General features: G+C 48.0%; 11 protein-coding genes. 9 read left to right on the top strand and 2 right to left on the bottom strand.

Annotated features, from left to right (window positions below):
* Nucleotides 1-2 precede the first annotated feature (2 nt).
* Nucleotides 3-893: a recombination-associated protein RdgC gene (gene rdgC / locus DEU30_RS05895; protein WP_011235349.1), complete on the top strand. Its 891-nt coding sequence runs from the start codon at nt 3-5 to the stop codon at nt 891-893.
* On the opposite strand, the gene DEU30_RS05890 is transcribed toward rdgC, so the two are convergent.
* Nucleotides 890-1,738, bottom strand: a complete 849-nt coding sequence (locus DEU30_RS05890) for an HDOD domain-containing protein (protein WP_011235350.1) — start codon at nt 1,736-1,738, stop codon at nt 890-892. The genes rdgC and DEU30_RS05890 overlap by 4 nt on opposite strands.
* Before the next feature lie 97 nt (nt 1,739-1,835).
* Between DEU30_RS05890 and DEU30_RS05885 the strand changes: the two genes are divergently transcribed.
* The 8 genes from DEU30_RS05885 (at nt 1,836) to srmB (ending at nt 12,096) form a co-directional block, all read left to right on the top strand.
* Nucleotides 1,836-3,500 (top strand): Zn-dependent hydrolase, encoded by a 1,665-nt coding sequence (locus tag DEU30_RS05885; protein ID WP_011235351.1) that lies wholly within the window; start codon nt 1,836-1,838, stop codon nt 3,498-3,500.
* A gap of 455 nt (nt 3,501-3,955) precedes the next feature.
* On the top strand, nt 3,956-4,687 hold the full coding sequence (locus DEU30_RS05880) for a metalloregulator ArsR/SmtB family transcription factor (RefSeq protein WP_227016323.1): 732 nt from the start codon (nt 3,956-3,958) through the stop codon (nt 4,685-4,687).
* Nucleotides 4,674-5,705 (top strand): ACR3 family arsenite efflux transporter, encoded by a 1,032-nt coding sequence (gene arsB, locus DEU30_RS05875; RefSeq protein WP_114981705.1) that lies wholly within the window; start codon nt 4,674-4,676, stop codon nt 5,703-5,705. Before DEU30_RS05880 ends, arsB begins: the two co-directional genes overlap by 14 nt.
* 283 nt (nt 5,706-5,988) lie before the next feature.
* On the top strand, nt 5,989-6,984 hold the full coding sequence (locus DEU30_RS05870; protein WP_114981704.1) for an ArsJ-associated glyceraldehyde-3-phosphate dehydrogenase: 996 nt from the start codon (nt 5,989-5,991) through the stop codon (nt 6,982-6,984).
* A complete protein-coding gene (arsJ, locus tag DEU30_RS05865; protein WP_110014123.1) occupies nt 6,984-8,195 on the top strand; it encodes an organoarsenical effux MFS transporter ArsJ in 1,212 nt (403 codons plus the stop codon). Before DEU30_RS05870 ends, arsJ begins: the two co-directional genes overlap by 1 nt.
* 280 nt (nt 8,196-8,475) lie before the next feature.
* Nucleotides 8,476-9,966 carry a SulP family inorganic anion transporter gene (locus DEU30_RS05860; protein ID WP_114981703.1) on the top strand — a complete coding sequence of 497 codons (1,491 nt, stop codon included), beginning with the start codon at nt 8,476-8,478 and terminating at the stop codon, nt 9,964-9,966.
* A 17-nt stretch (nt 9,967-9,983) separates the two neighbouring features.
* Nucleotides 9,984-10,832, top strand: coding sequence for a universal stress protein (locus DEU30_RS05855; RefSeq protein WP_011235358.1), 849 nt, complete (start codon nt 9,984-9,986; stop codon nt 10,830-10,832).
* 34 nt (nt 10,833-10,866) lie between these two features.
* Nucleotides 10,867-12,096, top strand: coding sequence for an ATP-dependent RNA helicase SrmB (srmB, locus tag DEU30_RS05850; RefSeq protein ID WP_114981702.1), 1,230 nt, complete (start codon nt 10,867-10,869; stop codon nt 12,094-12,096).
* Here the strand turns inward: srmB and DEU30_RS05845 are convergent.
* The gene (locus DEU30_RS05845) at nt 12,093-12,425 is read right to left on the bottom strand and encodes a VanZ family protein (RefSeq protein ID WP_011235360.1); all 333 of its coding nucleotides are present in this window, start codon (nt 12,423-12,425) and stop codon (nt 12,093-12,095) included. The genes srmB and DEU30_RS05845 overlap by 4 nt on opposite strands.
* Nucleotides 12,426-12,441 lie beyond the last annotated feature (16 nt).

The following is a 12,441-nucleotide window of genomic DNA, read 5'->3' as shown; positions in this document are numbered from 1 at the left end:
CTATGTGGTTTAAAAATCTTCGTTTTTATCAATTCAGCGAAACCTTTTCCCTGCCTGATGATTTCTCTGAGCAATTATCTGAGCACAGCTTTCACCCCTGTTCGCGCTCGGACCAAAGCTCATTTGGCTGGTCTTCGCCTTTTGGCGCAGACAATGAAGTACTGACTCACAGCCTGGGTAATTGCTGGTTGCTGTGTGCCAAACGAGAAGAAAAAGTACTTCCCAGCACGGTTGTTAACGCCCAGCTAGATGAAAAGGTACGCCAGATCAGTGAAGCTGAAGGCCGTTCGGTGCCGCGCAAAGAAAAACAAAACTTAAAAGAAGATTTAATACACCAGCTTCTGCCACAGGCATTCAGCCGTTTTCGCCAAAGCTGGGGTTACATCGACCTCGACCGCCAAATTATTGCTATTGATGAATCAGCAGCCAATAAAGCCGAAGACTTTTTAGGTTTGTTGCGTGGTTCGGTCGGCTCGTTACCTGTGCGCCCGGTAAGCCCTAGTGACGCAGTTGAAACTTACCTGACGGCCTGGTTACAAAGTGCTGAATTACCAAACCCATTCGAGTTTGGCGATGAAGCCGAACTGCGTTCGCCACAAGCTGACGGTGGCATTATTCGTTGCAAGCAGGAAGACTTAACCCGTGAGGACATTCAGGCACACTTAGCCGGTGGCAAGCAAGTCACTCGTTTAGGTCTGGTATGGCAGGAAAATTTAGAATTCATTATTGAGTCGGATATGGCGTTGAAACGAGTTAAGCCGACAGACCGTCTGCTCGACGCCAAAGATGATTTGGTTGACCCTAGTCCGGAAGAAAAAATCGACGCCGACTTTGCACTGGTTAGTGCCGAAGTCGGGCTTCTATTTGACGATTTAAAGAGAGCTTTTGGCTAAGAGAGCAAGTCCAGCATTTGGCGGTAGGATTTCTGCACAGACTCCTGCTGCCAAAAATCGTCGGTCTTAATTACCCCCAGCATTTGATACTCAACCAAAGTCACACTGTCCTTATTAGGTTTCACGTTTCCGGTTAACAAGCCAGCCAAATGCACAATGTCACAATAGTTCACGGTTATCGCATCGTTTAAGGTCATTCTGCCGTTGTAATAGCACAGCGGTACCTGCACCAGATTTGGCGTAAATTGCCAGTAGCTGAGAATATTACTGCCTAAAGTCGAGCTAAACTGGGTAATACACTCTTTAATAAAAGAAGGGTTGGCGAAACTGTCTTCAAATTCATTCGCCATATGCAAAATTGGGGCAACGCCAATGCGCGACACCATACCAGCTAACAATGCAACGTCCTGATGCAGCCGGTGCCCAATTCCTCTGTGTTGTAAGTCTTCGGTTATAACAACGGCTGCCGCCGCAATTTCTCTGCTTTCAACAATAAACTGCTGAGAAAACATCTGTACTATGTCATTGTCCGGCTTAAACACCTGCTCCATTGCCATTGCCAATGCCAGTGTCCGAATGCGCCGCATACCAATACGAGTTAACGCCTGCATTAAGCTCTCGGCTTTGTTTCTGCCGCCAAGGTACGCACTATTCGCCAGGCGAATAAGCCGTGCTGTCAACGCGGTATCTTGCTGAATAATATGACAGAGATCGTGCAGGTTGCAGTCCGGATCCATGGCTGCGTTGCGCACTTGCTCTGCCGTTTCAGGTAAGCCGGGAAGTTTTAATTCATCACGTCTGAGTCGCTCGTCAATTAGCATGTATAGTGCATTTTGCGATGACATTTTATTTCCTTATTATTATGGTTTTCTTGCTTCTGAAAAAGCTTGGAAGTAGATTAACAGAACTTTACAACAACTCAATTTCTAGAAACGTCATATTATGAAAAAAACACTTTTTAGCTTAGCACCACTAGCACTGGTTTTAATGGGTTGCAGCGAGCCACAAACCACCACACAAAACCCTGATAGCGGACAACAAAATAACTACGAATTAGTTGAGGGGGCAGAACAAAGACTTGATATCTACACACCCTACCAACTAAAAACGGACCTGTCGCATTTATCAAACGAGCAGAAAAAAATGGTCGGTTTACTCATAGACGCGTCAAAAATTATGGACAACCTATTTTGGCAGCAAGCGTTTCCGGGTGATAAACAAAAACTTTTAAACCAGGTTGAAGAAAAAGCCCGGGAGTTTACTGTTATTAACTACGGACCATGGGATAGGCTAAACAATAACCAGCCCTTCTTAACCGGTTTTGAAGACAAACCTGCAGGCGCTAACTTTTACCCTGCCGACATGACCAAAACGGAATTTGAAAACGCCGAGCTTGCGAACAAAGACAGTTTATATACGTTGTTGCGTCGCAACGATGAAGGCGAATTGAAAACAGTAGCCTACTCAGAGGCTTATAAAGAGTCTTTAACTAAAGCCGCTGATTTACTCCGCCAGGCTGCCGATTTAGCAGAAAACAAAGATTTTTCAGAGTACCTGCGTTTGCGCGCCGATGCTTTTTTAAGCAATGAATACCAACCTTCCGATATGGCCTGGATGGACATGACAGGTAACGATATTGATGTGGTTATCGGTCCTATTGAAAATTATGAGGACCATTTATTTGGTTACAAAACCGCTTTTGAGTCTTACGTGTTAATAAAAGATAAGGCCTGGAGCCAGCGTCTGGAAAAGTATGCGGAGTATCTGCCGCAGTTACAGGAAGGTTTACCGGTTGAGCCCGCTTACAAAGCAGAAAAACCCGGCGCTAACGCTCAGCTAAACGCATACGATGTTGTTTACTACGCAGGCCATTCAAATGCTGGCAGCAAAACCATTGCCATTAACCTGCCTAATGACGAAGAAGTTCAGTTAGAAAAAGGCACACGTCGTTTGCAGCTTAAAAATGCCATGCAAGCTAAGTTCGATAAAATACTAGTACCAATTGCCGCGCAACTCATTGTGCCAGAGCAACGTGAAGACATTACCTTTAACGCCTTTTTCGCTAACACCATGTTCCACGAAGTGGCTCACGGCTTAGGCATTAAAAATACCCTGAATGACAAAGGCACCGTACGTTCAGCATTAAAAGAGCACGCTTCTGCTTTAGAAGAAGGAAAAGCGGATATTCTGGGCCTGTACATGGTGACTCAGTTATTTGAGCAAGGCGTTTTAGCCGAAGGCGAACTGAAAGACTACTACACCACCTTTATGGCCAGTATTTTCCGCTCAGTTCGTTTTGGTGCCTCAAGTGCACACGGCAAAGCCAACATGATCCGCTTTAATTACTTCGCCGACGCAGGCGCTTTCGATCGTAACGCCAGCGGTCAATACGCCATTAATATGGACAAAATGCGCGAAGCCATGAACAGCCTGTCAGAAAAAATACTGACACTGCAGGGCGACGGCGACTACAACGGCGTAGCTGAACTGGTTGCAACGCTAGGCGTTGTCAGCCCGCAACTAAAAGCCGACCTGGACAAACTAACCGACGCCGGCATACCGGTTGACGTCACCTTTGACCAGGGCAAAGAGGTGCTTGGGCTTTAACTGGCATCGCGATACGTAGCCTGACATTTATGTCAGGTGGGATGTTGAACCAAGAGCGCTGAGGCTACAGGAGCTACTGTGGAGGACGCCCGTGAATACATCCCTGTAGGGCTTGGGCAGCGCCATCCATGGCGCTGCACACCTCCACAGTAGCTCCCGTAGCCGTCGGGCGCGCTCGTGGCTCAACATCCCACCCAACACCAGTGGCAGATAGGGCCGGTTGCTCACTTGTAAGCGTTATGAGTGTTGAATCTCCTGTGTAGTAGCCTGATGCTATTGCATCAGGTGAGATAGTTGAACACCTCACCTGACGTAAAACGTCAGGCTACTTAGTCTCCGCCACAGGAGGTTCAATGCTCAAGCGAAACAAGTGACAACCGGCCCCTTCTCACTGTTGCACCTTCTACATATTCGATCTACCATATATATGAAATATCGAATATGTGATGATGCCCATGACCAAGAAGGTTCTGTTTCTCTGTACCGCCAACTCGGCTCGCTCTTTAATGGCCGAAGCCATTTTGCGACAGTTTGGTAATGATGAGCTGGAAGTTTACAGTGCAGGCACTGAACCAACCCAGCCTGAACCTAAAGCTCTTGAAGCGCTGCAAGCCCTCGGGGTTAGTACCGAAGGGTTAAGCTCAAAGGCCGTTTCAGATTTAAGCATCGATGAATTTGATTACGTTATCAGCTTATGCGACCGCGCCCGCTCTGAATGCCAGCTACAATACAAAGAGAACCACTTTATAGCCTGGGACTTTCCCGACCCGGTAAGCAGCAAAAAAAACAATGCCTTTAAGAAGACCGCTCATGAGTTAAGTGACCGCATTAAGATGTTTTTGCTCATTTTGCGCAAGAACAGTGACAAGCCACATTTATTTAATGCACCGGAAGACTTCTTCAAGATCATGGCAGACCCGCTACGCTTAACCATGATAAGCCTGTTAGCAAAACACAAAGAGCTTTGTGTATGCGAGTTTGTTGATGCTACCGCCATGTCGCAGCCTAAAGTGTCGCGCCACCTGGCACAGCTGCGCGAATATGGGCTGCTGATTGACCGCAAAGACCAGCGCTGGGTTTACTACCAGCTGAATCCGGCACTACCTGACTGGATGCGTAAAATCATTATTACCACCGCCGACTATAACCCCCAACTGATAAAGGATATCGATAATGGGTGTGTTTGAACGTTTTCTCTCTGCCTGGGTAGCCTTAGCTATTATTGCAGGAACGGCTCTGGGGAGCTTCTTTCCAAGCGCTTTCGAATGGCTTTCAGCTTTTGAGTTTGCTCAGGTTAATTTAATTATCGCAGTACTTATCTGGCTGATGATTTACCCCGTCATGGTGCAGGTTAACTTTGCTGCTATCACGCAAATAGCGAAAGAGCCCAAAGGTTTAATTCTGACGGTTGTCATTAACTGGCTAGTGAAACCTTTTACCATGGCGTTGGTAGGCTGGTTATTCTTCAAAGGTATATTTGCCGACTTTATTGAACCCGAAACCGCAAACGAATACCTGGCCGGAGTCATTTTATTAGGCGTTGCACCCTGTACTGCCATGGTTTTTATCTGGAGCCAGCTGACCAAAGGCGATGCTAACTACACGCTGGTGCAGGTGTCGGTTAACGATATTATTATGATTTTCGCGTTCGCACCCATTGCAGCCTTGTTACTTGGTGTTACCGATATCATTGTGCCCTGGCAAACCCTGCTATTAAGCGTTGGCCTTTACGTTATTGCTCCGCTTATTGCCGGATTTATAACGCGCCGGTACATCACCCGCTCAAATTCAGACAATAATAGTGCACTCGCGAACTTTGATCAGAACATGAAACCCTGGTCAATTGTGGGCCTGCTTCTTACTGTAGTGCTGTTATTTGGTTTTCAGGCTGAGGTTTTGCTGACCCGTCCGCTGGATATCGCCATGATTGCTACGCCATTATTGGTACAGACATACGGCATTTTTGCTATTACCTTTATTATTGCGTTACTAATTAAGCTGCCTCACCGCATAGCGGCTCCGGCCTGCTTAATTGGTACCTCAAACTTTTTCGAGTTAGCAGTAGCCGTAGCTATTTCACTATTTGGTTTGCAGTCCGGCGCAGCGTTAGCCACGGTTGTTGGCGTGCTGGTAGAAGTACCGGTAATGCTCTCATTAGTCTGGTTCGCGAATAAAACCAAACACTGGTTTGCCAGTAATGAGTAATGGCGTAGCCTGACATTTATGTCAGATGAGATGGCTAGAGATCGCACCTGACGTAGTAACAGCAAGTTGAACGCCAGAGGGGATGTTAAACCTTGAGCGCCCTGACGGTTACGGGAGCTACTGCAGAGGTGTGCAGCGCCATGGATGGCGCTGCCCAAGCCCTACAGGGATGTATTCACGGGCGTCCTCCGCAGTAGCTCCCGTAACCTCAGCGCTCTTGGTTCAATATCTCACCTGACGCAATAGCGTCAGGCTACGTCAGAAATACAAAAAGGAGTCTTTTATGACGATTAAGGTTGGAATTAACGGTTTGGGTCGTATTGGTCGTTTGGCGCTTCGCGTGGCATGGGAAAACCCTGACCTGGAAATTGTTCAGGTGAATGACCCGGGTGCTGATGCGGCTACTTTTGCACACTTGCTGAATTTTGACTCGGTGCATGGTCGCTGGGGCTATGAAGCCGAAGGTCAGGACAACGCCATTCAAATTGGTGATGAACGCATAGCTTTCACTCAACACAAAACCATTGCCGAGAACGACTGGAGTGGTTGTGATGTGGTTTTAGAAGCCTCCGGCAAGATGAAAACCGTGAAGGTGCTTAACGACTACCTGTCGCAGGGCGTTAAACGTGTGGTGGTATCAGCTCCGGTCAAAGAGTCCGGCGCGCTGAACATTGTTTTGGGCGTTAATGATCACCTTTACGATCCTGAAAAACATCAAATACTCACCGCCGCGTCCTGCACCACCAACTGTCTGGCACCTGTGGTCAAAGTACTGCAGGACAAAATTGGTATTAAGCATGCGTCTATTACCACCATTCACGATTTAACCAACACACAGACCATTCTGGACGCGCCTCATAAAGACTTACGCCGAGCCCGTGCCTGCGGCATGAGCTTAATTCCTACATCCACCGGTTCAGCAACGGCCATTGTGGAGATTTTCCCAGAGCTGAAGGACAAAATTGACGGCCACGCAGTACGTGTACCTTTAGCCAACGCGTCATTAACCGACTGCGTGTTCGAAGTGAAGAAACCCACCAGCGTGGAGGAAATTAATGGCTGGATGAAAGAGGCCGCCGAAGGCGAACTCAAAGGCATTCTGGGATATGAAGAGCGTCCGTTAGTATCAATAGATTACAAAACCGACCCTCGCTCCAGCATTGTCGATGCCCTCTCCACCAAAGTCATTAACGGCACGCACGTGAAAATTTATGCCTGGTACGACAATGAATGGGGTTATGCAAACCGCGCAGTTGAACTGGTGGAAAAAGTCGGCTAATGCTCAGTCAGCTGTCGCCGGCTATACGCCAATACTTAATTGTTACGGGTAACTACTGGGCTTTTACCCTGACTGATGGCGCGCTGCGCATGCTGGTGGTGCTGCACTTCCACCAGTTGGGTTACAGTGCGCTGGAAGTGGCTATGCTGTTTCTGTTCTACGAGTTTTTCGGCATAGTCACTAACTTATTTGGTGGCTGGCTGGGCGCTCGTTGGGGGCTCAACAGAACCATGAATATTGGGCTTGGCATACAGATTGTGGCGCTTGCCATGCTGCTGGTACCGGGTTCTATGCTCACCGTCATTTGGGTGATGGCCGCCCAGGCGTTGTCCGGTATTGCCAAAGATCTCAATAAAATGAGCGCCAAAAGCACCATTAAGCTACTGGTGCCTGACGACAAACAAGGTCAGCTATATAAGTGGGTCGCCATACTCACTGGCTCAAAAAACACCTTAAAAGGCGTTGGCTTTTTCCTTGGTGGTTTACTGCTCACGTTAATTGGCTTCCAGGGTGCGGTGCTGGCCATGGCGGTTATGCTTAGCCTGGTCTGGGTAGTCAGTTTAATTTTCCTGAAAAAAGAGTCAGGCAAAGCAAAGTTCAAGCCTAAGTTTAAGGACATTTTATCCAAAAGCCGGCCTATCAATATTTTATCGGGGGCTCGTTTCTTACTCTTTGGCGCACGCGACGTCTGGTTTGTGGTGGCCTTACCTGTGTTCTTAGCCAGCCAGCTGGACTGGAACCACTGGCAAGTCGGCAGCTTTTTAGCCTTGTGGGTTATTGGCTATGGCTTTGTACAAAGTGTTGCGCCTAAATTCACAAAAACGGGCAATGACGTACCTAAAACTCAGGCCGTGGTATGGAATGCGTTACTGACTCTGAGTCCACTCGCGCTTGCTCTGGCCCTGTGGCAGGGCTTACCTGTTACCCAGAGCATTATTATTGGTTTAGGCTTGTTCGGCATTCTGTTTGCCATTAATTCGTCGCTGCACAGTTACCTTATTGTCTCTTACTCACGCGCCGACGGGGTGTCTTTGGACGTAGGCTTTTACTACATGGCCAACGCAGCCGGGCGTCTAATGGGTACCGTTTTATCCGGCTGGGTGTATCAGCAATGGGGGCTGGTTGCTTGCCTAATGATATCAACACTGTTATTGCTATTATCCACGGCAGCAATTAGCTTTTTGCCCGAGCGGGAGCAGCATCGCGTCTGATATGTCGTAGCCTGACATTTATGTCAGGTGCGATATCTGACCTGACGTAAATGTCAGGCTACGCCGATGTGGAAATCACTTGTAGTTGGCACATTTTATGCTAAAATTCGCGCTCTTTTTTTGACCAGCCTCAAACCATAAGGAGCCACCTACGTGCTGACGCGTATTACGCCACCCTAGCCGTCACTTTCCTGTCACAGGTGCGCAGTAGGCTGTTCTCTGCTTTTCTGGCCATTCCGGCCGCTTTATATTTACGATTAAAATTTGGTGTTATCTATCTATGTTGAAGTCTATCCAGCAGAACTGGTTTTCTAATATACGTGGTGATTTGTTGTCAGGTATTGTGGTCGCTTTAGCGCTTATTCCTGAAGCCATCGCATTCTCTATCATCGCCGGCGTTGACCCTAAAGTGGGCCTGTATGCCTCTTTCTGTATTGCCGTTGTTATTGCTTTTACCGGCGGTCGTCCGGGGATGATATCTGCCGCAACCGGTGCTATGGCGTTACTTATGGCGTCGCTGGTCAAAGAGCATGGACTTGAGTACTTGCTAGCGGCCACCTTACTGACCGGGTTGCTACAAATTGCTGCCGGCTACCTTAAACTGGACGAGCTGATGCGCTTTGTCTCGCGCTCGGTGGTCACCGGTTTCGTAAATGCTCTGGCCATTCTGATTTTTATGGCGCAGTTGCCCGAGCTAACTGACGTAACCTGGCATGTATACGCAATGACAGCTGCTGGCCTAGCCATTATTTACGGCTTCCCTTACATACCTTTCATTGGGAGAATACTGCCCTCTCCGCTGATTTGTATTGTATCCCTAACTATCGTCGCCGTATTCTTAGGTTTGGATATTCGTACCGTTGGTGATATGGGTAAATTGCCGGACACCCTGCCTATTTTCCTGTGGCCTGACGTTCCGTTAAACTTCGAAACCTTAGCTATTATCTTCCCTTACTCGGCAGCGCTTGCGGTAGTGGGCTTACTTGAGTCCATGATGACAGCGACTATTGTCGACGACCTAACCGATACCCCCAGCGATAAAAACCGCGAATGTAAAGGTCAGGGCGTTGCGAATATCGGCGCAGGTCTGTTAGGCGGAATGGCTGGTTGCGCCATGATTGGTCAGTCTATTATTAATGTGAAATCGGGCGGTCGTACACGGTTGTCTACATTAACTGCCGGTATCTTCCTGCTGATTATGGTTCTGGTTCTGGACAAACTGCTGGTGCAAATTCCTATGGCCGCACTGGTTGCCGTAATGATCATGGTCTCTATTGGTACCTTCAGTTGGAGTTCCATTAAGAACTTAAAGAAACATCCGCTGTCCACCAATATTGTCATGGTTGCAACAGTTGCGGTCGTTGTCGCAACACATAACCTGGCTTATGGTGTATTGGTTGGTGTGCTGTTGGCCGCTATGTTCTTTGCGAACAAAATTGGGCATTACCTGTACATTAAGTCAGAGATTGACTCTGACGGCATAAAACGCACTTATCGGGTCATTGGTCAGGTATTTTTCAGCTCATCTGAAAAGTTTCTTGGCGCATTTGATTTCAAAGAAGGGGTTGAGCAGGTTGTCATCGACCTCAGTCAGGCCCATTTCTGGGATATCACCGCCGTCGATGCACTTGACCGTGCTGTAGTAAAATTCCGCCGTGAAGGTGCTGAAGTGGAAGTTATAGGGCTTAATGAAGCCAGCGCGACCATCGTTGATCGCTTTGGCGTACATGACAAACCCGACGCTGTCGATAAGCTGATGGGCGGGCACTAATGGAAAAGGATTTAATAATGAAACATGTTGTTGCTTGTATTGATGGTTCTGCGTCAACTCAATCTGTCTGTGATTACGCCAGTTGGGCAGCATTACGCTTACAAACGCCATTAACGCTTTTTCATGTTCTGGACGAAGCGCGTTACCCCACCGAGACTAATATGACAGGTAACATCGGCTTAGGTAGCAGAGAGGCTCTGCTCGAGCAGTTAGCCGAGCTTGATCAGCAGCGCAGCAAGTTAGCCTTAGAGCAAGGCCACCACATGCTGGAAAGTGCCAAATTACGCGCGACACAAAGTGGCGTCGAACATATCAACTTACGCCAACGACACGGCGACCTGGCAGAATCCTTATTAGAAGTTGAGGATTCAATGAGACTGCTTGTTATGGGTCTCCACGGCGAAGAGACGACCCGTACGAACCGCGTTGGCAGCCAACTGGAAACCGTTGTAAGAACAATGCACAGACCTATTCTGATTGCGCCTGAAGAGTTTACAGAACCTAAAAATGTGATGTTAGCATTCGACGGCAGTGATTCTTCCCGTAAAGGTATTCGCATGCTTGCGGAAAGCCCTATTTTCAGAGGCCTTCCGTTACATTTGGTTATGGTCGGAGCTGATACCAACGACAGTCGCGCGTCCATCGAAGCAGCATCTAACCACTTGCGGGAGCTGGGACATAATGCGCGATTTGAAATACGCTCAGGCGAAGTTGAGCCTGCACTTCATGCGTACCAGGAAGAGCACAATATTGACCTTCTGGTGATGGGAGCTTATGGTCACTCGCGTATTCGTCAGTTTTTAGTAGGCAGCACCACAACTAGCCTGCTACAGACAACTAACTCCGCTTTATTGCTGCTACGTTAATTGCAGCAAACAAGACGATTTCAAGGAAAATAACATGACGCCAGACTGGGAAGAGTTTGATCTCGATGACCGCTTAATTGCGGTTCTTCGCGATGCTGAACTGAACAAACCAGCAAAAGTACAACAACAGAGTATTCCTGCCGCCCTGGATGGTCGCGACTTACTTATTAGTGCACCGACCGGAACAGGTAAAACTTTGGCTTTCCTGCTGCCGGCACTGCAACATTTGCTGGATTTCCCGCGTCAACAACCGGGACCAGCTCGTATACTGGTGTTGGCTCCAACCCGCGAACTGGCTGAACAAATCCATGAACAGGCTAAACAGTTTGAGGCCAAAACCGGGTTAACCTCTGTGGTTGTCACCGGAGGCATCAACTATGGTTCGCAGCTGTCGGTATTAGAGAAGACACACGACATACTGGTTGCGACACCGGGTCGACTAATGGACTTACTTGAAGCCGAACAGTACAACCTGGAAGGCATTGAGTGGCTGATTATTGATGAAGCCGACCGAATGCTGGATATGGGTTTTGCCGCAACGGTAAAAGAAATGGCTCTGCAGGCACGTCATCGTCAGCAGTCCTTGCTACTGTCAGCAACGCTGAATAGCTCCGGCGTGATTATGTTTTCCCGCGAGTTATTAACCGAACCCGAGTACATTGATGTGCAGCCTCCCAAACGTGAGCGCGGTAAAATTCTTCAGTGGGTTCATTTAGCGGATACCGACGAACATAAGCGTAAACTGTTAATGAGCGTGCTTCAGGCGCACCCCGGGCGGCAGTTTGTCTTTGTCAGAACACGTGAACGCGTAGAGCTTATTGCAAACTTTCTGCGCAGCCAGTTTGGTACCGGCCGTAAAATTGTGACACTGCGGGGCGATATGCCGCAAAGTGATCGTCAGCGCATTATGAACGAGCTTAAACAAACGACGGAAATTACCTTAGTTGCTACTGATATTGCAGCGCGAGGGCTGGATGTAGACGACATCACTTTGGTGGTTAATTATGACCTTCCTAAGCAAGCTGATGTTTATCTGCACCGAATTGGGCGCACAGCCCGCGGCGGACAAAAAGGAACGGCCGTATCGCTGGTAGAAGCACATGATGCTTTATTACTGGGGCGTGTCGAGCGTTACCTGGACGCCAAACTAGACAGACGAACTATTGAAGGGTTAAAACCTCAATATAAGTTTCCGTCGACAGAAAAGTCCCGCTCGAAGAAAAAAGTGAAGAAGAAAACGGATAAAAAGAAGAAGTCGCGTTAACGCGACTTCTTGCTTAGTAAATGGTGCAAAATAAAATAAGCTACAACGCCACTGGCATCCGCTAACCAATCGTAAACATCGGCACTACGGCCAGGCGCATAAGACTGGGCTATTTCTATTAAAAAGCCGTAGCAAACTAAAATCAGTAACGACAGTTTAGCCGACAACGCAAAAGCTCTGTGAAACGTCAGTGCTAAGACAAAAAAGATTCCAAAGTGAACCAACTTATCCAGATGCGGAATGCTCTGAGCTCCGGTACTTGGAAACTGCCACAAAAACAGAAAGGTGGCTGTCGATAACACAACAAAAAATAGGGCTCTTGCCAGCATAGTTTACTTCTCTCTA

Origin of the sequence: Idiomarina sp. 017G (assembly GCF_004362265.1) — a bacterium.
GTDB lineage: Bacteria > Pseudomonadota > Gammaproteobacteria > Enterobacterales > Alteromonadaceae > Idiomarina > Idiomarina loihiensis.
Note: the sequence above shows the minus strand (reverse complement) of the source record. Positions and strands in the feature narration are given on the sequence as shown.